Annotated in this window: 24 protein-coding genes, 2 pseudogenes and 1 riboswitch; of the genes and pseudogenes, 7 read left to right on the forward strand and 19 right to left on the reverse strand. The window is 44.7% G+C overall.

From position 1 onward, the window contains the following. Positions 1-45: 45 nt before the first annotated feature. The 4 genes from trmB (at position 46) to HH682_RS03650 (ending at position 2931) form a co-directional block, all read left to right on the forward strand. Entirely contained in the window at positions 46-765 is a 720-nt protein-coding gene (gene trmB, locus HH682_RS03635) for a tRNA (guanosine(46)-N7)-methyltransferase TrmB (protein WP_214236262.1), read from the forward strand. After that, positions 765-1091: a YggL family protein gene (locus HH682_RS03640; protein WP_214236263.1), complete on the forward strand. Its 327-nt coding sequence runs from the start codon at positions 765-767 to the stop codon at positions 1089-1091. The genes trmB and HH682_RS03640 overlap by 1 nt, the downstream gene beginning before the upstream one ends. Positions 1092-1163: 72 nt before the next feature. After that, positions 1164-1880: a DUF2884 family protein gene (locus tag HH682_RS03645; RefSeq protein WP_214236264.1), complete on the forward strand. Its 717-nt coding sequence runs from the start codon at positions 1164-1166 to the stop codon at positions 1878-1880. Positions 1881-1935: 55 nt separating this feature from the next. Then, positions 1936-2931, forward strand: coding sequence for an MDR family oxidoreductase (locus HH682_RS03650; RefSeq protein ID WP_214236265.1), 996 nt, complete (start codon positions 1936-1938; stop codon positions 2929-2931). Here the strand turns inward: HH682_RS03650 and HH682_RS03655 are convergent. Beyond that, entirely contained in the window at positions 2928-3722 is a 795-nt protein-coding gene (locus tag HH682_RS03655) for a siderophore-interacting protein (RefSeq protein WP_214236266.1), read from the reverse strand. The genes HH682_RS03650 and HH682_RS03655 overlap by 4 nt on opposite strands. A 267-nt stretch (positions 3723-3989) precedes the next feature. Here HH682_RS03655 and treF point away from each other — a divergent pair, with 267 nt between their 5' ends. Both treF and HH682_RS03665 read left to right on the forward strand, forming a co-directional pair. Beyond that, positions 3990-5657, forward strand: a complete 1668-nt coding sequence (gene treF, locus HH682_RS03660) for an alpha,alpha-trehalase TreF (protein ID WP_214236267.1) — start codon at positions 3990-3992, stop codon at positions 5655-5657. Positions 5658-5756: 99 nt separating this feature from the next. After that, positions 5757-6069: pseudogene (locus HH682_RS03665) on the forward strand (transposase domain-containing protein); the annotation flags it as partial. A 343-nt stretch (positions 6070-6412) separates the two neighbouring features. On the opposite strand, the gene HH682_RS03670 reads toward HH682_RS03665, so the two are convergent. Beyond that, a complete protein-coding gene (locus tag HH682_RS03670) occupies positions 6413-6883 on the reverse strand; it encodes a hypothetical protein (protein WP_214236269.1) in 471 nt (156 codons plus the stop codon). A gap of 433 nt (positions 6884-7316) precedes the next feature. Between HH682_RS03670 and HH682_RS03675 the strand changes: the two genes are divergently transcribed. Further along, positions 7317-7925 carry a hypothetical protein gene (locus HH682_RS03675; protein WP_214236270.1) on the forward strand — a complete coding sequence of 203 codons (609 nt, stop codon included), beginning with the start codon at positions 7317-7319 and terminating at the stop codon, positions 7923-7925. A gap of 64 nt (positions 7926-7989) precedes the next feature. Here the strand turns inward: HH682_RS03675 and HH682_RS03680 are convergent, their stop codons facing one another. From HH682_RS03680 to tssM, 17 genes and pseudogenes are all read right to left on the reverse strand, one after another. After that, on the reverse strand, positions 7990-8241 hold the full coding sequence (locus tag HH682_RS03680) for a FaeA/PapI family transcriptional regulator (RefSeq protein ID WP_214236271.1): 252 nt from the start codon (positions 8239-8241) through the stop codon (positions 7990-7992). A gap of 385 nt (positions 8242-8626) precedes the next feature. Beyond that, positions 8627-8731, reverse strand: a pseudogene (locus HH682_RS03685) (integrase); the annotation flags it as partial. A gap of 213 nt (positions 8732-8944) precedes the next feature. After that, entirely contained in the window at positions 8945-9238 is a 294-nt protein-coding gene (locus HH682_RS03690; protein ID WP_214236272.1) for a biofilm development regulator YmgB/AriR family protein, read from the reverse strand. 16 nt (positions 9239-9254) lie between these two features. Then, on the reverse strand, positions 9255-9548 hold the full coding sequence (locus HH682_RS03695) for a hypothetical protein (RefSeq protein ID WP_214236273.1): 294 nt from the start codon (positions 9546-9548) through the stop codon (positions 9255-9257). Next, positions 9548-9793, reverse strand: coding sequence for a biofilm development regulator YmgB/AriR family protein (locus HH682_RS03700; RefSeq protein ID WP_214236274.1), 246 nt, complete (start codon positions 9791-9793; stop codon positions 9548-9550). The genes HH682_RS03695 and HH682_RS03700 overlap by 1 nt, the downstream gene beginning before the upstream one ends. 177 nt (positions 9794-9970) lie before the next feature. Next, positions 9971-10270 carry a hypothetical protein gene (locus HH682_RS03705; protein ID WP_214236275.1) on the reverse strand — a complete coding sequence of 100 codons (300 nt, stop codon included), beginning with the start codon at positions 10268-10270 and terminating at the stop codon, positions 9971-9973. 410 nt (positions 10271-10680) lie between these two features. Further along, a complete protein-coding gene (locus tag HH682_RS03710) occupies positions 10681-11547 on the reverse strand; it encodes a glucosamine kinase nucleotide-binding domain-containing protein (RefSeq protein ID WP_338049307.1) in 867 nt (288 codons plus the stop codon). Positions 11548-11614: 67 nt separating this feature from the next. Beyond that, positions 11615-11992, reverse strand: a complete 378-nt coding sequence (gene crcB / locus HH682_RS03715; RefSeq protein ID WP_214236277.1) for a fluoride efflux transporter CrcB — start codon at positions 11990-11992, stop codon at positions 11615-11617. Positions 11993-12167: 175 nt separating this feature from the next. Further along, a riboswitch (Fluoride riboswitch) is annotated at positions 12168-12237 on the reverse strand. 683 nt (positions 12238-12920) lie between these two features. Next, complete coding sequence (locus tag HH682_RS03720; protein ID WP_214236278.1) at positions 12921-15788, reverse strand: autotransporter outer membrane beta-barrel domain-containing protein; 2868 nt, start codon at positions 15786-15788, stop codon at positions 12921-12923. A gap of 27 nt (positions 15789-15815) precedes the next feature. Beyond that, positions 15816-16424, reverse strand: a complete 609-nt coding sequence (locus tag HH682_RS03725; protein WP_214236279.1) for a helix-turn-helix transcriptional regulator — start codon at positions 16422-16424, stop codon at positions 15816-15818. A gap of 858 nt (positions 16425-17282) precedes the next feature. Beyond that, complete coding sequence (locus tag HH682_RS03730) at positions 17283-17786, reverse strand: type VI secretion system baseplate subunit TssE (protein WP_214236280.1); 504 nt, start codon at positions 17784-17786, stop codon at positions 17283-17285. Continuing rightward, a complete protein-coding gene (locus HH682_RS03735; RefSeq protein WP_214236281.1) occupies positions 17773-18570 on the reverse strand; it encodes a type VI secretion system accessory protein TagJ in 798 nt (265 codons plus the stop codon). The genes HH682_RS03730 and HH682_RS03735 overlap by 14 nt, the downstream gene beginning before the upstream one ends. Before the next feature lie 17 nt (positions 18571-18587). After that, complete coding sequence (locus tag HH682_RS03740) at positions 18588-19427, reverse strand: TagK domain-containing protein (RefSeq protein ID WP_214236282.1); 840 nt, start codon at positions 19425-19427, stop codon at positions 18588-18590. A 4-nt stretch (positions 19428-19431) separates the two neighbouring features. Beyond that, positions 19432-19695, reverse strand: a complete 264-nt coding sequence (locus HH682_RS03745; protein WP_214236283.1) for a PAAR domain-containing protein — start codon at positions 19693-19695, stop codon at positions 19432-19434. 69 nt (positions 19696-19764) lie between these two features. Further along, the gene (locus HH682_RS03750) at positions 19765-22128 is read right to left on the reverse strand and encodes a type VI secretion system Vgr family protein (protein ID WP_214236316.1); all 2364 of its coding nucleotides are present in this window, start codon (positions 22126-22128) and stop codon (positions 19765-19767) included. A 49-nt stretch (positions 22129-22177) separates the two neighbouring features. After that, the gene (locus HH682_RS03755; protein ID WP_214236284.1) at positions 22178-22882 is read right to left on the reverse strand and encodes a T6SS protein Cts1T; all 705 of its coding nucleotides are present in this window, start codon (positions 22880-22882) and stop codon (positions 22178-22180) included. A gap of 29 nt (positions 22883-22911) precedes the next feature. Then, complete coding sequence (gene tssM / locus HH682_RS03760) at positions 22912-26739, reverse strand: type VI secretion system membrane subunit TssM (protein WP_214236285.1); 3828 nt, start codon at positions 26737-26739, stop codon at positions 22912-22914. Between the last annotated feature and the right edge of the window lie 9 nt (positions 26740-26748).

Consider the following 26748-nt stretch of genomic DNA (forward strand, 5'->3'; position numbering starts at 1 on the left):
CTTTGCATAATCCCCATTTAAAATTGAAACATTTGTAGGCTTATTATGATTAATGACGTCATTACACCAGAATTTGATGAAGATGGGCGTCCATTACGCCGGATAAGAAGTTTTGTTCGACGCCAAGGCCGCCTCACCAAAGGCCAGCAGCAAGCCCTAGATGAACTTTGGCCAATCAATGGGATTGAATATAGCGCTGAGCCTATGGATTTTCAGCAGGTTTTTGGTCGTGAAGCCCCTCTAGTATTAGAAATCGGCTTTGGTATGGGGGCATCCTTAGTCGAGATGGCTAAGGCCAACCCACATCAGAATTTTTTGGGTATCGAAGTGCATGCTCCCGGTGTCGGCGCCTGTTTGGCCAGCGCTGAAGAAGCTGGCGTAACTAATTTACGCGTGATGTGCCATGACGCTGTAGAAGTATTGGAGAAGATGATCCCCGACAATTCGTTACGTCTGGCTCAACTCTTTTTCCCCGATCCTTGGCACAAGGCTCGCCATAATAAACGCCGTATTGTTCAGATTCCTTTTGCTGAGCTGATCCTTCGTAAGTTAAAACTTGGCGGAGTCTTTCACATGGCCACAGACTGGGAAAACTATGCAGAGCATATGCTTGAAGTCATGCAATCTATCCCAGGTTATGTCAACCAATCGCCCGGGGGGCAATATGTCCCAAGGCCAGATTCACGTCCACTCACCAAGTTTGAACAGCGGGGTCACCGTTTAGGACATGGTGTGTGGGATTTAATGTTTGAGAGGATTAAATAATGGCTGTTAATCGTAGTCGCCGTTTACGTAAAAAATTACATCTTGATGAGTTTCAAGAGTTTGGCTTTTCTGTCGCGTGGTCATTTCCTGCAGGAACCGATACGGCAACAATTGATAAGACTGTTGATGATTTCATCAGCGAAGTGATTGAGCCGCAAGGACTGGCCTATGACGGCAGTGGCTACCTTCAATGGGAAGGATTAATCTGCTTACAAAAAACCGGTAAATGTACCGATGACCACCGCACTGCCGTTAGCCAATGGCTATCTGCAAAAGGCTTAGAAAACATCCGCGTCACGGAACTGTTTGATGTCTGGTGGGACTAAGTCAGTATAATCTCTAGACGGATGATACACTCTTGATTATCCGTCAACCTTCCCCCTTTCTGGAGAAACTCCATGCTACGCAAAGTTCTACTCGCTACGCTACTTGTTTCAGCAGTACAAGCCCATGCCGCTTATCAGTGTGATTCGATCCCTAACGATGATATTACCCTATCACCTCAAAGCGTGGCTATCGTGGGAAGTGATGGCACGATGGTAATCACCCCAAATGGTGATATCACCTTCAATGGTAAAGCTCTGCAGCCCTCCGCGGCGACGCGCCAGCAAGCCATTAATTACCAAGCAGCTGTGCGTAAAGATATGCCATGGATTAATCAAGGTGCTCATCAACGACTCGACCAAGCGAAAACAGCGTTAGACCGTATTATCACTGAAAAATTAGGGGCTGAAAGTGGGATCCATCAACGTCTGGATAATTTAAATTCCCAATTAAAATTACAGTTTGCTCGGGTACTCTCGCAAAAAAATGATGTGATAACTTATCACCACAGCGCCATCGATAGTGTACATCAAGACAGTGAAAAGCTGGTTCAAAAGGCGATGGGCGGCGTACTGCAAGATAGCCTGAATGAAATGGGCAATATGAAGAATCTCAGCAGTAACGGTAACCCGTTGCAGGCACTTGTCGGTAACCTTGGTGGATTACAGCAAGCCGTTCAACAAGAATGGAAACAGCACGAAGACGATTTCCAACAATTTGGCCAACAAGTCTGCCAACGTGTCACCCAACTTGAGACACAGCGTATCGCACTGTATAAATCTGCAAAATAAAATGAGGGGGCCTCCAAGGCCCCTATTATTGTTCAGAGTCTGGGAGAAAGACCTTATGACGTTTAACGCGCTATGGCTTACTGATCCTAAAGAAAATAAGACTCCCGCTAAGATAGAGCAAGTGGATGAAACCACTGTTCTTCAGCTCCCAATCACGCTCCGTGTCCTATACTCCTCACTTAACTACAAAGATGCCTTAGCTCTCCGCGCTAAAGCACCGGTCATCCGCCAGTTCCCGCTCATCCCTGGTATCGATATGATTGGAGAGGTAGTTGCCAGCGAATCATCGGAATGGCCGATCGGTAAACTTGCCGTGGTAACAGGTTGGGGAATTGGTGAACAATACCATGGTGGATTGGCTGAGAAATTTTCTGCTAAGGTTGAATGGCTGACCTCCCTACCAGAGGAAATATCCCCCATAAATGCCGCCTTGATTGGTACGGCAGGGCTAACCGCAATGCTCGCTGTGTTACAGCTAGAGCAGCAAGGTATTACCCCTGAAAAAGGCCCTATAGCGGTCAGTGGTGCCAGTGGCGGGGTCGGCAGTTTTAGTACTTGGATTTTAGCAAAACTTGGCTACCAAGTTACCGCTATCAGCGGTGATCCATACGCTGAGGAGTACCTCTTAGAGACCTTGGGCGCGAGTTCAATACTGCCACGCAGTGAACTTTCTGCATCTGGGAAAATGTTACAGGCTGAACGCTGGGCTGGTGCAATTGATTGTGTAGGAAACCATACCCTTGCTAATCTTCTCGCCGCCACTCAACGTAATGGATGCGTGGTAGCCTGTGGGATGGCACAGGGGCTAGAGCTCAGCACCAGTGTTGCGCCCTTTATACTTCGCAGTATCCGCTTAGTCGGAATTGATAGCGTTTACTGCGAGGTAGCGCGACGCAATGCAGCATGGCAGCGTTTCGCGACATTATTGAGTCACTCACCACTGCCGATTCCCTATCAATCGATCGCGCTCAATCAAGCCATAGCGTTCGCTGACCGTCTCCTTGAGGGCAATATTTGTGGGCGGATCATCGTCAAAACGACACTCAATTAATCTTTAGCATGCCAATAGGCAACTGCTCTGACTAATTCCGGTGAGCAACCGCGCTGTTCGATAAAGTGATCGCTCAGTTTTTTTACCGCTTTGCCTTCACCGGTCAACCACACAAAGTGATCATCAGTCGGGAAATGTAACGGATTACTAAGACTGATGCACTGTTCAATCCCCGTCGAATCCATCGCGCTATTTTCTAAACAATGCAAGCTATGGTCTGCAAGAAGCACCCCTAGATACTCTTCCACAACGTAACGTTTAGCAAAGGCGATTAACAGGACGTGATCAGCGCTTAAGGTACTCAATCGCCGTTTTATTGCGGGTAAGCCTGTTTCATCAAAAATATAGAGTTGCTGGGAGTATTCATTAGGGATAATCATCGAACCACGCGGCCCGCCGATGGTAAGCGAATCGCCAATTTTAACATTATCCGCCCAGTCACTGGCGACCCCTTGCTCATGACGATAAAAATCAATGACTAATGAATCCTTACCGTTGAATTCAAGTGGGGTATAGTCGCGCGATTCAGGACGCTGATTATCTGGCCAAATGATGCCGTCATCAGTTACCACTGGGATTACTGGCGCTGTTTGACTCTTATCGGGGAAAAATAGCTTGATATGATCGTCGCTACCCGGTGAGTTAAATCCCAGTAATGCCTCAGATTGAAACGATATACGCCAGAATTGCTCTGCGATGAGTTGTTTATTATTGACGGTCAAAGTACGGAACTTCGGTTCATTACGAACACGATAAGGCGCCTGTCTTCCTGAACTCAGAGTTTTGGTCATACGTTCTCCTTATTAAGAATATTTCAAAGTCTACCTCTGGATACTCAACATTAATAGTAATAATTCTTATTATCATGTTACAACTCTTATCCTTCTTTACAGTATCTGCTAGAGAATAGTGTTCGCTTGTAAGCATTAAGAGTTGGACGAAATCTCCGCTTACATTGACTTATATCCCCTCAGTACCGCTTAAGTACGCTTCATTGTCTATACTTAATTAATTCGTCCGTTGCATAAAAAGCCCAAGTGTTGAGGAGGCAGTTCTCCATGTCACGACAATCGAAAGAACAGCTCACAGACATTGAAAATGATAATTACGACGATAACAGTCTATATGATGACTCTCAGGAATTTGAATTGACTGACTTTGATAATGATCATGAGCCAGAACCTGAACATATAGCGGGTATGCCTTCGGCTGATGCGCTGACCCCTTCTGACCGTTATTTAGAGTTGTTTGAAGATGTCCAGAATCAACATATCTTTGAAGACAGCAAAACCTTCGCCGATTGTGCACCGAAGTACGATCCGGTCGATATTTTAATTCTATATCGTAAATTGGCCCGTCGCAGCCAAGACTTCTCATTGCGTCAATTTGTGCAAGACAACTTCCATTTACCTGAAGAACCTCATAATTACGCTCATGCTGAAACCGAAAAGAGAACGCTCAGTCAGCATATTGATGCACTGTGGCCAGTGATGATCAGAAATCCACAAAGTCATCATCCTAATACCTCCTTACTGCCCTTACCCAAGCCTTATATCGTTCCAGGGGGACGTTTTACAGAAGTGTATTATTGGGATTCCTACTTCTCTATGCTGGGATTAGCCCAGAGTGGCAAAATCGACCTCCTCAAAAATATGACTGATAACTTTGCTTGGCTGATCGAGAAATATGGCCATATTCCAAATGGAAATAGAACCTATTATCTTAGCCGTTCTCAGCCACCGGTTTTCGCATTGATGGTTGAACTCTGTGAATCCGCCAAAATCGCAGGTAACGAGCAATATCTGCCCTATCTTATCTCTGAATATCACTACTGGATGGATGGGTCAGGATCTCTCAATCCTAATCAGGCTTTCCGTCATGTCGTCAAAATGCCTGATGGTTCCATGCTCAATCGCTATTGGGATGATCGCGATACCCCCCGCGACGAATCTTGGCGCGAGGATATTGAAACCGCCTCCTCTTCAAGCAGACCCTCTAAAGAAGTCTTCCGCGATTTACGCGCGGGTGCAGCTTCTGGATGGGACTATTCATCACGTTGGTTGAGGGATCCCTCGAGGCTGGCTAGTATTCGCACCACTCAATATATCCCAATCGACCTCAATGCATTTTTGTATAAATTAGAGTCCACGATATCGAGCATTGCAAAAAAAAGTGGTGAGGCACTGACAGCTTACGCTTGGGAAAAAAAGGCTCAGGGACGATTGAGCGCTATCAATCGCTGGTTATGGGATGAAAAAAAGGGTGTGTTTAGAGATTACGACTGGCGCAGAGAACGATTTGGTATGTTCAGTGCAGCAACCTCGGTAGCCTTATTTACTGGAGCCGCCAATCCAATACAAGCTCAACGTATTGCGGTACAAATTAAAGAACAACTGCTCGCACCGGGTGGATTGATTTCTACAACAATTGAAAGTGGCGAACAATGGGATAAGCCCAATGCTTGGGCGCCTTTGCAATGGATGACTATTCAAGGCTTAAAAAAATATGGTGAAGATGAACTTGCAGAGGAAATAGCAGTACGCTGGCTTAGAACGGTAAATAAGCTTTTTAAAGAAAAACATAAATTGGTCGAGAAATATAATGTTATGGATGCGGAAAACGTTTTAGGTGGTGGAGGAGAATATCCATTACAAGATGGATTCGGTTGGACTAACGGCGTGACACAATGCTTGCTCAATGAATATGGGCATCTTCTAGAGGAATAAAAATGGCCTCCAGTTGGAGCAATGTTGATTAGTTAAAGATCGGTTAAACGATCCCCCACTATGAGAAAATCCGCAACAGGTTCTGTTTCCGGCTTTTTTATGCAAATTTCTCAAGCGCTTGACCTCGCATCGCACTTTAGTTCAGTGAACAATAGGCGATGTTCTTGACCCGGAGCTTATCAGTCAACGCTTCCTCCAATGAATAGGATAGTGTGGTGTGTCGTTGGTATGGCGCTTAAGCGGCAATATCCCTTACACCGAATCGTTAATCGCCTTGATATCTTGCTACCCGGAAATCGCCCCTTTATTGCGCCAAGCAACGTTATACATGCCCAACAGCAATCGGTATCAGAGTCTGTTAAGCGCCTTCGAATACACCGGCCACTCTTGGCAAAACCAGATCACAGCACCACAATAGGAAGAGCTTGGCCAACCCCGTATTAGGGTTCAGACGATAAAAAGGGCAACAACCTTGAAAGCTGTGTGGCCAATCCGCTGAGTGTTACGCAATCGACGCTAATGATAACGAATATGCTGGGTGAATTACCCTATGCTTCGCCAGAACGGATACCCGAATTGCTGCGAGATATTGAGAGTTAGGCGAAAAATAGTTTCACTGCTAACAATACGATAAAGAAATTATCCAAGGATGGGAAAGAAGGATCATCCAAATAACCTACCGTAAAACGAAAAAATGCCAGTCAGTTAGTACTGACTGGCATTACTCTAGTTACAGGCCTTTAATCGATAACTGATTAGTTAGTGCTATCGCTGATTGATTTCTTGGCACTGGCGGCAGCATCTTTAGTTTTTTGCCAAGCGCTGCTAGCGCCTTGCTTAGTACTGTCTACACCTTTAGAGGTTGTCTCTTTAGTTTTATCCCAACCCTTGGTGGCACCTTCTTTAGTTTTATTCCAGCCCTTGGTGGCACCTTCTTTAGTTTTGTTCCAGCTGTGTTGAGCACTCTCTTTCGCTTTTGTGCTGTCGCTGTCGTCACCCTGTAAACGATGCTTTGCTTTATCTACATTTTCATTTAGACGGTTTTTCGATTCGGTGGTCGTCTCAGATGCGCGATCTTGAGCTCTTTGTGAAGTCTCAGACGCACGACTTTTTAGTTGCTGAGTCTTTTCTTGCAGTTGCTGGGAAGCGGTCGGCGTAGTATCGGCAAATGCATGTGAAGCTAAAAGTGTCATTGAAATTGCAGCTGCAGTTAATGTTTTTTTCATCTTAATCAATCCTTGTATGTTGTGATACTAACTAAAACATAGCAATCAAAGTGAAAACTGACAAGTAATCGCACTTAAAACGGAACATTCCTACACTGTAAATGGTTTATTGCCGCCGATAGACTATTAGGCAATGATTAGATAATCATATTAGTGGAAAAATTAAGCGCCAAGATAATACAACCCCCTCTTATAACTAAGAAAATACTTAAAAAATTACATTATTAAGATTTTATCAAATTTAAAAATAAAACTAGAAATACTCCTATTTTAAGCTTTTTTTAAATTTGCATGTGGAAGAGAAAGAGAAAGCCTGACATAATCGACATAACCTAATTAAATTCAAAAGGAAAAATTAAGAAGCCAAGATCAATAATATCAAAATAATAAATTAACTTACACTTAACTTTAACCGTAATAATTATGGTGTTATATGAATAACAAGGAATACGTTCGTTCTATAGCTATCATTGATACGTGCAATTTCACAAAAATTGCAATTGAATCAGTTTGCCACCAAATTTCAAGAAACATATTAGTATTACGATTTAATTCCGTACAGGAACTTACCCATTACCCCCAGCGATCTCAAATTGATCTCGTTTTCTATGATACTTTAACCACTAATAGCGTGGTCATCGATCCAGAATCAGATATAAAAAAAATGAGAGAATGCATCAATGGCGTGAAAATTTGTATTTTTTCAATATTACATCAATTCATGTCGATTAAAACCGCAGATTATGAAATTGATAAAAGAATTTCTTTAGAGGATTTTAATTTTTTTACACGTATACTCTGTCAAGATGATGGTGAACGCTGCAAGAGAAATTATAGTGTCGTTTTTTATGATCGAATTGATTTATCTAAAGAACAGGTATCACTCTTACGTGGCTATTTATTGAATTTAAATACAAAAAATATTGCTGACATCCTACACTGTAATCTAAGAAAGGTGTATTTTTACCGTGAAAGAACCTTACGCAAAGGAAAGCTCATAGCTAATTTTTATAAAGATATTGGAAGATTAATCAATCCATAATGCGCTAAAGGCTGCGTTGTATTGAAAGCGGAGCCTTTAGCGCTTTATACTATAAATATTATTCTCAATGATATACTTTAATAAACCAACGAAGGGAATTAGAGTATAGTTGAGGGGATTTTATTATTTTACCCTCTTCAACAAGTTGAAGGAGTAAACTTCTGGTAACATATATGCTGGAATCACATCTATCAGAAATATCGCGTGTCTTTGGCCAAAACTCTAAATTTGGTAATTGACTCCTTTTAACTTTTACGCTGGTATGTTTATCACAAAGGTCAAAAACAGCTTTTAATACTTCATCCTTTTTACTCATTCAGAATATCCATTATCATTAATTAATTAATTACTAAAATGTATATTTCTTTATTTTTCTCGACAATTCCCCCTCAAAACACAAATAAGTAAGAATAATTATTTACAACCCAAGAGAAAAATAAAGATATTTAATGCAGATTAAATCTAGAAAAAACTTCCAAACAACTCATTTAAAATTATCATCATTGATACTTCTATAGCAATAAAAATCACCACCATATACATATATAGAATAATACAATCTAGAAATTAGAGCTAAAAATACTGGTGTGTTTATTTTTTTTACATAGAATATATTTATACTATATATAAATATGAACGATGAGAGTAAGAACACTAGCCGATGTGAAATCCATTAAAAATATAGTGTCAATAGACCTGTTCTAGTTCCAGACACTTTTTGAGGTTTCCAATTTTTCAGTTATCCACCGGCGCTCTTCCGAGGGCAGGTTATTAAGGGATTCATGAGGTCGCTCGCTGTTATATTCCATCGCGGAACACATCTTTTACCGTTCAGCCGGCTTCAACGGATTTCAAAACAGCAATGATCTGGTGCTCAGTGCAGCGAGCTTTGTGCATAGTGATCTCCTTATCGGGATAGTTTTAGTATGCCGGAGGATCTCTAAAAGTGAATGGTTCTTTTTGTAGGGATACTTACATATGCAGATGATTCAGATTGGAGACTTGTGAAGTAATGATTTTTATATAATATCGTCTGGTGTAATACCAACAATGATTTCAAGTGCACTACGTAAAATAAGCGTTTTATCAATATCATGAGACAACTCCAGTTGTTTGACTAGACTGATAATGATTGCCTTATTACTAATTACTCCCGTCTCCACTAATAATTTTTTTACAGTTCTTCCAAGAATTTTTTTCTCTTTCTCAAAACGATTATCAATAGTTGAAATAAAATCTACCGCCAAGATTGGACGTCTCACCAAACAGTAATCAGCACTGTCCGTGAGCGTGTTTAAGGGCTTAGAAGGCATTTCTCCTAAGAAAAAATCAATGTTTAGTGTCATATTGGTGTAGATTATTGCCGCTTTCGAACAGCGAACTTTGATTACGAAGGAATTGACTACGTTCTTGATAGTTTTTTGAGATACTTTGTTTAATTTCTACAATGCCTTGTAAACAGGCTTCTTTTCTTTCCTGATTCGCGGATATTTTAGCCATATCCGTTAACTGACTAAGTAATGATGAAGTGGTTATTGGCCCCCCCGACTTCAACAATGTGATAACGGCCTCTCCTATGATGTCATCCACACATTTTTGAGTAAGGCCGCTCTCATTGACCATTAATTTAACTCTCTTTCAAGCACCATTAGCATCAGGTCTTGATAACGTTTTATCTGAGCATCATTTTCAGCAAGTTCAATGCAATTCAGTAGCTTAGCGCAGACACTTTTACGATTCAGGCTCTTACCCGATTCAAGTAATTCGACTATAAGCATCCCCATCAACTGATCGTCTGATAAGTTTTCAATCATTAAAAAAGAGTTATTTTGCTTGGCAAAAAAGGATTCATGGCTTTGCTGACGCATTTCTAGCTCCTTGTCTATTCATAGGACCCTAACTATTACCCATAAAATAAACAAATGCGCTGCAATTGTACAGTTAAGATTAATTAAATTGCTGTATTAAGAGATTCTTTACAAAGTGGCGAGGAATTTACAGGATAAGAGGGCCTGCAGTACTGATGCAAGCCCTACTCGTGACGGTCAATCATCATCTCGAGAAACCACCAATCGTAGATCAGCTGGTGATCGTAGTGATGCAGCGTCGAGTTTATCTAACCACCCTGCACGCTCAGGTGTTAAGCATCCTAAGCTTAAATAACCGAGTAACCAGCGTCTTACCTCGTGCATTAGTAGCAAACGGACCTCATCAGATTCACTTTCGGCCATTGATTTCAGCTCACTAACTAAATTATCCGTGGTGACTTCTTCCCTGTTGAAGATAAGGCGGATGGTAACTTCACCAATCAATTCATTACGCTTTACTTCATCAGAAATATACAAATAAACCTCCTCACATTGGAGTATAACTAAACAACTTACTACACCTCTAAGTATAGTCCAACATCGTGTAAATTCTAGTACTGTAGCTTATTTGAGTACTGGTTATGAGCCACCGCTCATGCTTCTCTCGCCGTTCTTGTGCCAAGTATAGGAGTTTATAAGTTGGAATGTAAAGTCACTCATATTAACTTGATGATAACTATGCCAATTTAAGATAATTTTATTTAAAATTCTCCCATGAATTTTTTAATTATTATTATTTTTAACCCAGTAACTCCTTTCCACCGTTTTTTTTAATAACCTACTGATTTATAGAGCATTATAACTCGATGTTATATCAATATTTATTTTTTAATTGTCTGATATTTAACCTTTCATCGTGTTTACGAACCCACTAATTGAGATCATTCCTATCCCCATAATCGCTTAGCAAGTAGGATTGCACCGTCTAAAGCATCCCCTCTGGGTTCGATTAACTGCTTACGCACCTCATCAGACAACCAAGGAGTGATAGGCTTAGCGAGCCCCCCTAATAGCGCAATATCGCTGAATGAAGAGTGGATCAAGGCTTTGATCATCGCTTCAGCCTCTGCTGCACACTGTTTTACTAAGCCGAGTGCATGGCAATCATCTAGCCTTGCGTAGTCGAAAACGACCTTTGCATAGTGAGCCCAATCTTTAGGCTGCGCTTGCTGGGTCCACAGCAGCATCTTTTCTGCATTATCCTGAAATATGCTCATTATGTGTCGCATACACGGGGTGCCGACGATGATACCTTCATGTGCCAAAAGCGCCATACGCAGTGCTTTCTGTCCTAAGATAGCACCAGATGCGAGGTCAGATAGCATAAATCCCCATCCTCCCATAAGCTGGAAGCGATGGCCATCCCATGCGGCCCCTTGGCTTCCTGTACCACAAATGAATATCGCGCCAGGCTCGCCTTGATGGGCCCCAAAACAGGCTGTCTCCACGTCTGAAACGATCTTGTGTCGTAAACCGGGTATACGCCATTCAGTGAGCCGTTGTATAACGCTTGGTACGTTTGCGCCAGCCAGACCAGCGACCAAGGTGCTATCACCGTACTCATTGATTGGCAAATTTGCGAGTGTAAAAAGTTCAGTGATCACATTTTCCATTTCACATAATGCTGACTCATAGTGGCTATAAACGTTTCCCGTACCACCACTACATTCTGCGAGGAGATTTCCTTGACTATCCACTAAACGTCCCCGGCAATGCGTACCGCCGCCATCTATCCCTATTCTGTATTTTGTCACCCTACTCACTCCCCACGCCTTAACGTGCCACATTAACTTTTTAAGCTCTGTTTCTATTCGTAAAATATTACGTAATGGCTGTAACGATAACGAATCCTAGAGCGGTCATAAGCAATGATCCCATCACATGGACAAGTATTGACCCTATGGCCCACATATAGTTTCCGACTTGCAACTGAGAAAAAACTTCTACTGAAAAGGTTGAAAATGTCGTCATGCCGCCACAAAGCCCTGTCGTGATGAGCACCTTCCAATAAGGATCAAGTTGCGGCTGACGAAGAAAATATGCTGTTGCTCCACCAATAATTAGGCCACCTATTAAATTAACGAGTAATGTTCCTGGTGGTAAACTGGGAAATAAACTGTTTAATCTAACTGTCAGTAACCAACGGATAACGCATCCTAATGAGCCACCGATAATAACGGCCAATAGCGATTTCAACATATTAAACTCCGAATAGATAATGCCAAAGGGATACGTAAAATACTCTGGAAGTGTGTTATTTTCGAGTGTAACAGTAACTAACACTCTATTCTGGATTGATCATTTAAAGAAGGGAGATGCAACGTAGACTACACTATTTTTTCATCATAGCCCCTGACTTAACATAGAGTAACGTTATATATCAGGCGTTATCATCTAAGAGTCTTGGCAGTTTGGAAAGGTGTAACACCATCACCTCATTACAAAGCATACTGGATAGGGTTATCGGCTGCAACCCCCTGCTCGTCGACAAGGTTATACCTGCCTACGGCCACAAACTTTTACCGGATTGTTTGAGCAGAGTGCCTGACGGGTTAACAAGTTTTAGGTAAATTCCCTCCAATACGGGAAAGCCTCGCTTTTCAGCGATGCTTTTGACTAGTTACCTGTTTCGATATGCGATAACACCACGATACGAGGATGACTCGCCACGGTAGCCTCCGCCAATTGCATACGTACAACCAGAAAATCCTGTGCCGTTTCTCGCCTTTTGCGATAGCTTGTCATTATGTATGAGGAAATAATATGAGCACCTCCACTAACAATGACCTACCGTTGTCATCCATTACTTCCAATAGCGATTTTAAAATAAAAAACTTTCACGCCTGATATTATTAAGTTTAATAATATATTCCGAGCTTAATTATTAAAAAAATATTAATTTACAACTCTATTATTAACTTCATTGAAACGGAGATAAACCAACACCCCGCCACACATATTTTTAATTGCAACATGGAGCTGTTATTAATAATTCAATAAGAGATATCCGGATATGATCCTCATTATGGTATTATTCCATTTTTTCGGTTATTTCAGCTTTCCATTTTTAATGTCATAGAGTGCTTTAGATATCAGGCAGGGCTCAGCCCGCCTGATAAAAAACCGTTTAAAAGTTGTACTTCACTCCAACCATCGCGGCACTGTCGTTATAGCCTGCATCCCCCACCCGCACACCAACGTTACCCCAAAGATTCAGGTGCGGGTTAATTTGCCCTTCAAGCCCAACTTTAGCTTCAGCGAGATTGTCTGCTCCATTTTGGCTAACGGTACTGTCATCCATTTTGGTCGCAAAATCGCGCGTATTGTGCAACCAGTTCAGTTCTAAATAAGGCTGGAAGTGACGCTCCTTGCCGTTATCACGTGCATGATGGCTTTTAAGATAAGTTTTAATGCCGAGCCGAGTCATGATGTTCCCATCACCCTTGCCGCTAACCTGAGTTCCGTTGGCTTCCTGATGGCTATCCGCCCTTACGCCCATCCATACTATCTGGGCCTGTGGCTGCACAAACCACTGATTAAGCGTACCCTGACTACCCAGAAATTGCCCAAGCTCCCATGTATAACCACCTTCCAGCGAAGCGGTAATCCCATGAGATTTATATCTTTCAGTCGCCAACTTATCGCCACTCACTTCGTTGTTGAACCAGCTGTACTGTAGCCAGCCATCCAAATAGGCACCGGTACGATTTTCATTGTTGGCATACCATGTGGCGTAACTCCCTATGCTGTAACCATCAACCGAGCCTTTAGAGCTGTAATTGCCGACCTGGTTCCGGGAAGTGCTGTGGTTATTGCCATAACCCGCCATAAAGCCAACGTGCCCGCGATTCAGCCCATCAGTGCTCCAATGTGCAGCATCGCCGCCAATCTGAGCCATATACCCGTTACTTTGAGTTTTCAGCTGTCCACTACCATCACGCCAGGCATTGTGTCCGCCGACCTGACGCAGCCACAGGCTGGTCACTTCATGTTGACCCGTCAGCGCATCGATATACTGGGTTTCTCCCAGACGATCGTGCAAAGTCATCATAAACAGGTTATTGGCCGCTGCCAGGTTAGCCGTATAACTTCCTCCTTCCGGACGAATGACTGAAGCTGTTTCGGATTGCGGATCTGGCGTTGGCTCAGGATTGCTCAGTTTACTGCTCAGATACCAACTTTCGCCTTTTTTGACGAGATCGTAATCGTAAGCGCCAGCAACGATACGATCCATTTTGACAAAACGCCCCAAAGAAGTACCGCCGACATCAACGATTTTTATTCCCTCAATAGTCTGTGCGCCATGGCCGCCAATATTATTGATGGAAACGTTAGTCGTTCCCTGCAGCACATTTCCGCCGACAATAAGTTTATTGGTCGACGACTCGTCGCTTTCCAGCACGCTGTTCATTATCAGTGTCCCGCCGTTGCCGGTGTAATTTCCGGTCACAGTCAAAGTATCGAATTTGTCGGGCGCAGAAAAGACAACCGTACCGTTATTGCTAAGTTGCTCAACAATGGAATTGCTTGTCATATTCCAGTTACTGCTACTATCCAGCGCCAATGAGGAAGCGTTATTTATCGCACCATTCAGTACGGAACCTGAGGTAAGATTAATTACGGTGGTATTTCTCGGATCCGCCACCACAATATCGCCATTTAACTTACTGTTTGTCGCATTGAAAACTACGTGACTGTATAGGTTATTGGCCTGATTTTGGGTATCTTCATAGTTGCTGACGGTCATTAGCTGACCATTTCCGCCACTAAGAGTGGTATCTTTCACCTCTAGCGCCAAATCGCTCGTATCGACAGCTATCGCCTGCGCCTGCTCGCTTTTAAGCGTCACGTCATCGAGTGATACTTTATTGCTGAGCGAAGAGGTCGATGAGTAGCCATTGACATACAGCCCATATGCCTCTTCACCTGATGCAGTAATAAGGCTATCGCTAATGTTCAGCGATCCCAAGCGACTCCACAGCCCAAATCCTTCCTTACCGGAGGTATTGATCAGCATCTTGCTTGCTGTTATTTGCGATCCAGGGTAAGCCAATAACCCCGGTGAAAGTTCGCCACGTGTAACAATAGTGCTGTCAGCGAGTGTTCCTACACCGCCAAGTGCCGTGAACAAGCCCGTGCTTCTTGCTCCTGAGGTGGTAATAGATAGGCCATCACCCCTTACTTGGTTTTCGGTATATATGCCGTAAGCATTGTCCCCTTGTGTTTCGAGAGTAGTGTTTGTTAGCTCGGCAGTCCCTTTTTGCGCATTTACTGCGATAGCTCTCTCACCCACAGTAGTAATATTTGCGTTATTTATCATTACCGAAGAATCCCTTGAGGCAATCCATATCGCATCACTGTAAGCACCTTGAGTGGTAAACAGCCCTCCCTCAACATTAATGTTTGCCGCCATATTGGCATTCAATGCATAACTCTGATTCCCCGTAGTACTGACGGAGACATTATCCAGCGCCAATTTCCCTGCCATCACCCTGATGGCATCTCCTCCAGCGCTTGCAATAATACTGTCGGTAACCTGAGCGATTGAGGTGCCCTGAGACGTGGACCAACTCCCATCCAAGGCCAGCCCCAGTCCATTATTTTGAGTCTGAATATCTATATTGCTTAACACAGCTTCGCCGTTATTCGCCAGATAAACACCGGTGCCGTAACTCCCGCTAACATTAATTTGTAAATCTCGTCCGATAAATTTACTGTTATCGATCCAGGCCCCACCGCCACGAATTCCTGAGCTATTCAACTGCAGCCGGGTACCGGTAAAATTAGCGCCATTTTTCGCCTGAATAATGAAAGCGCCATTAGTGCCGTTTTCAAGCACCAGATTATCTAGAGAGCGTACTGTACCATCAGCAATAATCGTGTCGTTATTGGCCGCCCACACGCAAGAACAGGGTAAAATCAATACAGGTAAAATATACCGCTGGCTGAATAATAATGAGCCAATATTCCATTTATTATTGACATGACTATGCATCGTCAACTCCTTTTTCCAATTTAGTATTTATAAGCACAAGGTCTTTCGTTCAGCACATCCACACCTCGCAATAAACGAAGCATATCTATAGAATTCAGCTTGATTTTCCGCACCCATTTTTCGAAAGGCACTTCTGTAATGGGTACGTATCGTTTTGCGTGAACGGTTAAGTATTCTTGATATTTCAGCACTGTTGTACCCCTGTCCTATAAATATCATGACATCATTTTCCGTATCAGAAAGTTGAGCGTATTTTTTCAACCCAAACTTCCAATAGACCTCTTCATCATGGATAAACTCATTGTAATCAGCATGGGCTATCTCCAGTATCTTGCATATTTTCATAGAGATATCATTTAGGGTTTTACTTTTTGGCAGGAAAGGTACATGAATGGTTATTTTCTCTGCCATGTTATGCTCAGTCTCATTATGATTAATACACTTCTTATTAAAAATATTAATCGTTACCAATTCATCTTGGAAAATAACATTAGCGATATTCTTATTGTTTTCCTGTGAGGGTAATAAGAAAATGGCCTTATCTAATAAATGATAATCTGAGAGGTGCTTTAAGATTAAAAGACTCAATCCCGAAACTTGGTAAAAATTACAATCCATTAATAATATTTTTAACATCCTTCACCACCATGTGTTATGTTCTCCATTCGATATGTAACGTTCAGCTACATCCGCCTCCCTGTGGCACCCGGTTACACACGATTATGGTAACCCGCAACATAATATCGGATGCATTCCGATAACACTTTCCAGTCATAAAAAATACTTAGGGTAAGCTCAATACAGCGGCAGTTTTATTTCACTAATGCGCCCTATCTTCTCCGAATTACTATTATTTCCTGACATTGTTAAGTTCCAAAAATGATAAAAACAGACTGTTTTTTAACAATTCATTGTGATTTTTTAGTTACCTAGAGTTCTGTTCCCGCACCTGAACACGGCCTTTCTCAGATGTGGTGACGCTGTCTGATGAGTTCGCACTGGTGTGAGGGTAAGATAAGCCAATTCTCCATGCTATCAACCGCACTTTAAAAACATGTTCTCATTGATACGGGAGAGTTCAACACATTTCTACTTAGACTTTCTTATTATTACTATTTGTAAGTACGGCCCCCTTATTTGAGGGAGAAAATTTATTTTGATTTGCTATGATGATAGAATCAGAATATTTATGACCATATCCCTCCCCTTCCTTGAGATTTACCTCATTCTATATCCAACATCCATAGCGATCAAATATATATAAAACCCACTAAAAACAGAAAAATATATCGCGAACAATTAAAAATTAGAACAAAAAACCTATATTATTAGCACTTATGATTAATAAGGAATGATAAACAGGATTTCTCTGTATTTTTTTATAATAATGAATTTAGAACATGTTTAATTTAGGAAAAACGGCTAGGAAAACAGCCCAGCGAAATTTCCTAGCCTGAAGAAGAAATCAAAATGAACACATCGGATTTTAAGGAGCTATAGCAACTTTAAGTCTACTTTTTCCGACTCAAAGTCATAACGGCCACTCATGCATAAATCAACCGGATGGGGTTTCCAGTAAATCAACCCCCTAATTTCGAATAGAATAACAGCATGTCGAGGTACGCTATCCTTTTCCTGTAATGAGCGCACGAGTAGCGTTTCAGGGATGATACGTGGTTCAAAACGTAAGATTGTGTTACGAATGATTTTTTCTATAACATTCCAGTTTGAGTGATTTTCCTGAGTACCAATAAGCGCAGGAACACCATAATTAAGTACCGACTCTATTATGTTTTTATGTCGATCTTTATCCAGGGTATCTTCGATATTAGTATGATTAATAAGATCTACAATATCTTTCTGAACCAAACTACGAATCCTTTTTATATCAATAGGCTTTTCACGATCATCAGGAACTTTAGGGGCATCGTCCTGTAGACGTTCCAACAAGGTCGGAAGATATTGTCGATTTTTTTCAAAAGAATTATCCGAATACAATGTCGCCAACTTCCATAATTGATTGCTCACTGAGATTAGTGGTCAGAACCTTGCGCCCACTGCCGGTGAAAAGAATATCGGACAACGTCTCCCACTCCGTTTTTAACCCCAGCTTACAATCTTGTGAATCACATTGATTAACAGGATAACGCGCGGGAATAAACCCATAATAGATGTCCCCATCGAGGTAAATGGTCGCAGGTACCCACAGGAGATCGAGCAAATCTTCAGGTTTTGAGACGGTCAACTTCTGTAGGGAAGTAAAAGGCAACCAGCGATATCCCCCGGCACAAATAAACTCGCAAACCGGCCCAAGGCGGCTGTCGCTATCCGCGATCCATGAAAATTCTCCCAATGTATCGCTTTTTCCGACGCTTTCGGGCGCAAGTTCAAATGCTTCTTGGCGAGATATCCTCGCCTGTTCCACTTTCCCCGTATAGTGTTCCGCATTGGCTTGCTGTAATTTCTCCATCCATTGCGGAGCATCCCCTTGCAAAGTGGCCGCCTGACGCTCTCCGGTTAATACCTGCATGCGCTGCATTTCACTGAACACCAAGTTCTTATACAGCTCGATCCGCTTTTGCGCGGCTTCATCCAGCAGCGCCAGCGTCTGAAGCTGCAACAATGCCTTATCCCACTGTCCTTGAATGCAATATAATTTAAACAGTACTTCCCTCGCTTTCAGGTCCTGCGGGTGCTCTTTTACTTGGGTCAGTACCTGTGCAAAAATTTCATCCAGCGAAAATGTTTTTAATGCCTGGGTAAGAAAAGTCAAATCCTGCATAATAATTTGTCCTTAGATTAGTAATGAGAATCCAAACCAACTTTGTAAAAGTCCTGAAATACCAGTTCAGGAACGTTATATTTTCCTTTGGCCACGATATGTTCGGGAGAAAGAGCTTTGAGAAGTTCCACTTTATCTTCTTCATTAAAGATATCATTCGAATGTTCACCCGCCTCAAGCTCAGGCCATACTTTTTCCATCAGAAAATCCTTTGCGACAATACATTCGGTTAAGGTTTTTTCTTTAATTTTCTCCCTAATACTGTCAAAACGGTGATCCGTTTTGATTATATTTTCAGAATGCCCGCTTATCCCATCGTAATGCCCGCCATCCAGCTCCCTCCAGATAAGGAAGCGTTTATATTCCACCTCCAATGTCTTTAGAACATCATTTCCTTTGTCCTGAGCCAGGACCACGTCGCTAAAATAACGCAGATCATTAATATAATTCCCCCCGTTGGGGAGAATGTTCTCAATTTCAGGGTTCTTGTTTGCCGCCAGCCATGCGCCATTCGGATAAATAAGCTCATAGAACCCCGCTTCATCGACTTCGTCAGAGCCAGTCGTCGTTACCAACTTAAAATGACCAACCTGTATTTTACTTTTATCTCTTAACGGGTGAACGCTTCCATAAGGAAGCTCAAGGTTGTCCAATCGACAAACGTGGTTGGCGCATAAATTCAACATCACAGGCCGGGTCATATCCCAGTAAAAAGCGACGGTATCCTGCTTGTTGCTACGGTCGTGGGGACCGAAACCTCCACTGGAAACATCTAAAACCGCGGCATTATCTACCGTCAGGTTTCCTGGCAACGCAACGGGAGAGCGCGATGGCGGCCACTCGAATTGAATGTTCACTGAGTCAACCTATGTAAACATCGCCGGAGCCTGTTACCACGACAGCCCCACACCCCGTCACATCGCCAAGCCGTGCTGCGGGAAGATTGTTGATGAAAACCGATCCAGAACCTGTCGCAACAGGAGCGGCGCCGTGACCCAGAGCGCAAGGTGCAATACTTGCACCGACCATTGCAGCGGGAAGACCATTAATATAGACATTCCCGGAGCCCGTACATAATGCGCCACCGTGGGCGGTCGCATCGCCGACTCGTCCTGCATTTTGCATAATTAACTCTCCTTTATGAAACACTAAGAACGACAACGGATACACTCCGTTGCCAGGTAAAATAAACCGTTAAGGTTCTGGTGTTGCGCTACCCGTCGGCGTTTCCGTTGGCGTTTCCGTCGGCGTCTCCGTTGGCGTCTCCGTTGGCGTCTCCGTTGGGGTTTCCGTCGGCGTTTCCGTCGGCGTTTCCGTTGGCGTCTGCGTCGGCGTTTGCGTCGGCGTCGGCGTCGGCGTTTGCGTCGGCGTTTGCGTCGGGGTTTCCGTCGGTGTCTGCGTTGGCGTTTCCGTCGGTGTCTGCGTCGGCGTTTCCGTTTCCGTATGCGTCGGGGTCGGTGTCGGTATTGGCGGCAGAGGAAAAATCACGCCGAACAAAGCGGTAATCGGCGGCAATCCCGGCAGGCCGATCATTCCGCCGCCGCCACCGCCACCACCACCGCCACAGTTGCTGCCGCAATCACCAGGGTTGATATCCACCTCACCCCCTTGAATGACGACCTTGCTAGAGCCAATGATTTTGATTTTATTCGCTGATATGACCAACTCACCGCCTGCGGTGAGGGTCATCGCGCCTCCCGCAACCATGGTGCTCGCCCCCCCGACGGCAAGAGAGTGGTAGCCCCCAACGTTGACCTGATGCGCGCCGCCAACGGAAAGAGAATGATATCCCCCAACCGTAGTCATAAACGCGCCGCCCACATTGATCCCTTTGGCGCCTGCAACGTTGTCGCTCTGGCTTCCACCGACCTGGATAGCCAGTGCCGCCCCAATCATGGCGCTGCTGTTCCCGACCACATCAGACATATAGTTCGCGCCAACAAACAGGTTTCGCGACACGCCCACGTTAACGTCAGAGTTCAAGCCAATAGTCTGAACTTCATTATGTTTGGTCAAGCGGCTCATATTGCGCTCGGCCTGTTCCCAGTACTGCTCTTGGCCCGGTTTATCTTCGAAACGAATGCCGTTAAAATTACTGCGGCCGCCGCCGACAGTGCGGCTGATAAGTCCGCTCTGCGTCGCATTAGCAGGCAGATCCCATGGCGGCATCGTGACATTGTTGTAAAGACTGCCGGTAATCAACGGCCTGTCCGGATCGCCATTGATAAAATCAACGATAACTTCATGCCCGATACGCGGAATGTAAATTCCGCCAAAATTATTGCCCGCCCAGGCCTGGCTGACGCGAAGCCAGCAGGAATCAGACTCACGATTTTGGCCATAGCGATCCCAGAGAAAACGCACTTTTACCCGACCATATTCATCCGTCCATATCTCCTCCCCCGGAGGCCCTACGATAATGGCCGTCTGTGGCCCGCTAGTTTTAGGCCTCTCCACAGTCATCGGATGACGGTAAATTTTGGTGGTGGGCTGAACGGTAAAATCGCAGCTGTAGCGGAATTCGTCCTTCGAAGCTAACTGGTCTATTTCCTCAATCAACAGGTGGCTGCGCAGCACCATGTATTCACGATTCGCTTTCTCAACGGGATAATTCGTCAATTCGAAATCGCAACCACAGGCAATACCACGCAGTTCGCCGGAACCTTCGCAACGCGAACCTAACGCTCCCCGTTCTTCCATGCGTACGCGCGCCAGCTGCTCGCCGATATGCGGCTGTTCATAATCACCAGGCCAGTGGAAGATCTCCATCTGGTTAAAGCTGGTTTTGCGCGGCTTGCTATCCAGAGCCATAATATCCGCGCGTGACTTGGTAAAATCATAGTCATTGGTAACCCATTTCCCGGAGGTAATAGTTTCCTGAAAATGAAACTGCTTGATATATTCCTGATCCATCTTAGGACGATCGGAGGCATACTGAATAACGTGGTAGGCTTCGCTAGGGAAGCGCTTATGTGCACCGACGTTATCAACTAAAATCAGCCGATGATTTCTTCCGCTGTGCTCGAAAAACCAGTAAATGCCCCACTCTTCCATCAGGCGTTCAATGAAGTAAAAATCTGTTTCCCCATATTGAACCTGGAAATCGAGCAGGGGGTAGCTCCCCGCCAGACGTTTTTCAACGGGGAAATTATAATCACCCAGTACCTCGTCAATAATGTCCACTACCGTTTTCTGTTGGAATATCTTGAAATCTTCGGTTAATTCAGCGAGATGAAGCCAAGGCCGAATGATCAGTTCATAAAGCGCCTGGTTACCGTCACGCCCCACATAGCGAGCCTTCTGTACTATGCCAGAAATTTCGCGTACGTCTTTGCCAATACCGATAATATCGCCCAACCCGTTACCATCGAGCTCAATGTCAACTGTCATTTCTTTGCCGATCAACGATTTCAGATCGACATTCGACGCCGCCTGCCATGGAATAAGCGGATTAGCGGGCGTTTTAGCGGTAATCGCGTAAGAATAGAGTGAAGAAAGCGACTCTTCACCATCCAGCTTTGAGATTACCAACGCCGGTTCTCCAAGCAAAAACGGCATCGCCGAGCTGCTTAATTTGATACTACGTGGCATATGATCACCTACTGCGTTATGAATATCTTAGATATGATGCGTTAGGCGGTTTAGCCTCAGCGCTTCGTAACGAAATTCTCTGCGAATCTAATATGTTTCCGTGCCGGCTTTGCCGCCAAATCCAGATGCTCGCCTCCTGCTGAATACAATCGGGCCAGTTTTTCCACGGCATAACCTCAACACCATCAATATTTCGAATGTGATAGTCTTCTTGAGCCCCCTCCCTGAGTAACACCTGTGAATGATTTTTAAAGCGCCAGGCAGGCGTCAAAACAAAAGATTCCCAGAAAGGGGAGTAAGATCGTTTTAATGCTTTGACCCATTGCCACAGTGGTCGCCAGTTCTTTTCGGCAAAATCACTTTTCTGCACGTTATTTAAAATCCTTGCCGCCCAGAACGTCAGTGGAAATTCAGTGTGCATATTTTTCTGCAACCACCGATAAGATACAGCGCTATACACGATAAGAAGTGACGCTTCTCCCTGCTCACCACGAAGTACCCTAAATGCACCGGCGTAGTTATATTTCCCCTGTCGTGTATTGGAGGAAATAACAAAGCACCACGGATAGCTCTCCGATAAATATCCTTCCAGCATTGAGCAACCTATATTTGGCAGAATATGTTGGGTAATAATGGAACGCACTTCCCGCTGCCGCTTACCCAACCTACGAAATGGGCTCACACGCGATTCATCAACAAGTAAATACAGACGTAGCGACATAGATCCCTCTAGCGTATGGTTACCACTTTTTAATAACCGCCGGGACAACGAAAATCCTTCAGTAAATCCACGACAAGCCTGTCTTTATAAGTCAACCCGGAAACTGCAATATTCGCTCGACGTGAATCCAGATCGTAAACTAGGACAGTTTCACCCGAATCGTTTTTGACAATATCGCTGGCACCCTCCAACCAACGAAATAATGACCATGGGCCACTAAACGCCAATGATGAGGCCCCTAAAGCGACACGCGGGGTAGCATTAAGCATTACTCTCGATGCCATACGCGATGCCGGCCAGATTATTGGTACGGGTGACACCGGCCAATGGGCATAATTCACCTGTTTCCCGTCGAAATTCATATTCAGTTGAGTGATCGTCGGATCGAGATAAGGCACCGAAATCTCGAAGGCGAGCGACATTTTCCGCCCTCCATCTTCCTGGAAAAAAGTATCGCGAATCTCTTTCATGCGCTCGAACACATCCAATATGTCCGTGGACTCCCCATCCGCATCGCCCTTGTAGCGCCACGGATGGGAGGAGGTATCCACTTTATCCGCCAAATTTTTCTTAAAGTATTCGTCTGCCAGTCCGCCTGCAGCAAAGAAACGTTCAAAGTCCGCCAGCTTCACATCTCGCCGGCTATCTGCGAAAGGATAACGCCCCGCAAGCGTAGAACGGCATACCCCGCCAAGATTGTCTTTAATACCTTCATTGCTTATGGCAATAGCTTCACGGCTGGCGTGACGGTAGGCACCATTCAACAGTGGACCAATCAGGTTGCGGAGCGGATCAGGCCAGGTTTGCGATTCTGCACTCATGTTCAGCGCCGTATTAGAGAGCGCCATCGAGTTGCCGTTTTTCAGCGCATCATTATAAATGACGAACAACGTATACTGCTCGCTGAGGGCCCCCATCAGCTTATTCAGCCCTGAGCTTCCCGATGCAGGGCGTTCGTCCCCTGCCGCCTCATTGCTGCCGGTCACGAACTCGCGTAACGAAGCAAAAAGATTATCTACCCGCTCCCTCAGCAACTTGTTTTCCACTGCGGCCCATGCAAGGTTTACTTTAGTTACCGCATTTAAAATCTGTCCTTTATTGCTGACGTTATCGAGCAGCGATTTGCCTTCCTTTCTCACCAAAGTGGTTTCCGACACGGCGCGACGGACCAGATTAGCAAGCGGAGAATCCGCCGAGCTCAGCGTTCGCAATATGTAAATATCCCCCGCCACGCCAGCAGTGCCGGAGTTCAGTTGCAGAACTTCCTTTTTTATGCGGATGTTGCTCAAAAATCCCTGCCAATGTCGCGCATACTCATCCAGATAGAGCGCCAGAATCTGCTGTTGAATCGGATTAACTAACACGCCATTGTCCGCGACTTTCATTTGGGACCGTGGGGCGTTGTCGCGCCCCTTTCCCATGACCCATGAGTCCTCATGCTCCAGCCACATCAGACCCGGATCCATTTTTTTTTTAAACAGGTCATAATAGCCCGCATGGGTAAATAAGCCGGGAATGGCCGTCTCGCCGTTTACGTCCGCCAATGAAAAAAACTCGCCGTCTCGTGATTTTGCCATTACGCCAAGCGTTAAATCGGCGGGTGCATCCTGTGACAAAGCGTCTTTAATGCGTCCGTAAAGCCGACTGGCAAGATCTTCGCGCTCCAGTATCGAACGCGCATATTTCACTAGACCATCATCCATTTCCTGACCATACCGTCGCCATTCGGGTGAAGCGAAGAGATTGGTCAGATGAGAGACAAATATGTGGCGCTCTTCATAAGGCTCGAGCTTGCCCCTCGTCTCCCACAGACGGGTGATATTGTCAGTCATCGACTGCCGTTCGAATTTCCCCTGTCCAAACACTTGCAGATAAAGCTTCAAGCGCGCATAAATCTGCTCTGAATGACCTTTATCAATCGCCTCTTGCAGTGCCAGGGTAACCTGCTGCTCAATCTGCGGCAGCAGCAGTCGCTGAAGGAAGAATTGGTACAGCGAGTCCGAAGCGTTCATCACGTCCATGCCGGTATACAGACCGTAGCGCCATTCCAGCCCTGGGTTGAAAATATCCAGCGCGCCATATTCCGGCAAATATTGTGAAAGCGTCAGCAAACGAGGAAGCAACTTGTCATTAGACATTTTGACAAAATGATCAACGTCGGTACGCAGCCCGTCGACCTTTGTCTTAACAGTGTCCAGATACTCAGTATTGTGACGGTAGCTGTTATAAAAGCCGTTCAACAGGATAACAGCCATCAAAATACACAACGAATGCCCCAGAAAACGTTGCAGGCGATACTTCGATTCGTTAGCCAGATTATGACGTGCCAAATCAACATCTTTTACAATGACGTCATTAAACAGTTGCTTGAGGAAATACTGTCGCCCATAGGATACATCGTTGATGAGAAAATCACGTTCGCCAGGCTGTTCGGTCAGAGAGGCCGTTACCATCGGGGCTTTATTCTCGACGTAATTAGACCATTTGCGCATGATGCTTTGATTATTCAGCAGACTAAAATCAACTGGCTGATGCATACTTGAGAAATAGATACCGCGCAACAGGGTAAAGCTCAGTGTTTCATCATAGCGGGAAGCAAAAAAGATGTTGTGCACCACTTCAGCCACCATGCTGGAAAGCAGATGGAAATCCTGAGGCAATGCGTACATTTTCTTGCGATCCCTATTGTCATATTCTTCCTGCTGACGCACGATCATATCTCGTTCGATACGCTCTTCAAGTAGAGAGAACTCTGCTTTTATCTGGTCGTGCAATTCCGATACAGGAGCGGTTCTGGTATCGCCATAAGGGAAAGTCACTCCCCAAACCTGCTCCCGCTCCTGCTCGGTCAGGATCCTGAAATACTCCGCAAACCCGGGTAGTTGGTCCAGCTTGGTGACCAAGATATAAACTGGGAAACGCACGCCCAACGTCTGACGCAAATCGTCTACTCTGGCTCTCAAACTGGCCGCCAACTCAAATAGCTCGGCTTTGCTACGTCCCATGACATCGGCGGCGGAGAACGTGAGTACTGCACCGTTCAGCGCTTTGACTGGGCGATATTTTTTAAGCGCTTTGAGCATTGCACGCCACTCGCCGAGATACTTTTCCGGCTGGCTGACATATTTCCCGGCGGTGTCGATATAAATGGCGTCATTGGCAAACCAACACTCGCAATTACGCGTCAGCGGCGCAGGTTTGCCCACCTGGTTCAGCTGTTCCGGTAACGGGAAGTTCTGCCCAGAAGCCAGAATAGCGGAGGTCTTTCCGGCGTCTTCGGTGCCGAGCATCATGTACCAGGGTAAAATATCAAGCGGTTTACGCCCCAGAACCACACGCTGGAAAAAGGAGAGGTTACTACGATTTTTATTAACGTAATCAACCGCATTACTGATAACAGAGACAACTTCAGAGGTATCACTCTCCTCCGTAGACGCTTTATTACGGACAAATTTATCGAGCAGCGTCGGATTATCTTTTAATGCCAGCAGCAATAACCACAGACCATACAACAATGTAATCAGCAAGATAGCTGCAATAATCGCTAATCTGACACTAATTGCCGCTACCGGATGTTTTTCCCCCACCAGTAGGAAGGGGCCCAGAACCCATACCAGCACGCAAAGTACGGCGGCAACGACAATGAAGATAGGCCAGCGCAGCCAAAAGCTCACCAGACAAAACGCCGCCAGTAGAATGAAAATGATACGCGACTCAACACTAAGCAGGGGACGTGATTCGCCAAATCCGAAAAATGGCCCAAGAAACCAGATAGCGGCGACCAGTAGCGCGATGCAACACACAATTAGCAGCGTCCTCAGAAACCGCGCCGCGAAGACTCTATTAAAATAAGACATTGTCGTTCT

This window comes from Rosenbergiella gaditana, from assembly GCF_018494065.1.
Lineage (GTDB): Bacteria > Pseudomonadota > Gammaproteobacteria > Enterobacterales > Enterobacteriaceae > Rosenbergiella > Rosenbergiella gaditana.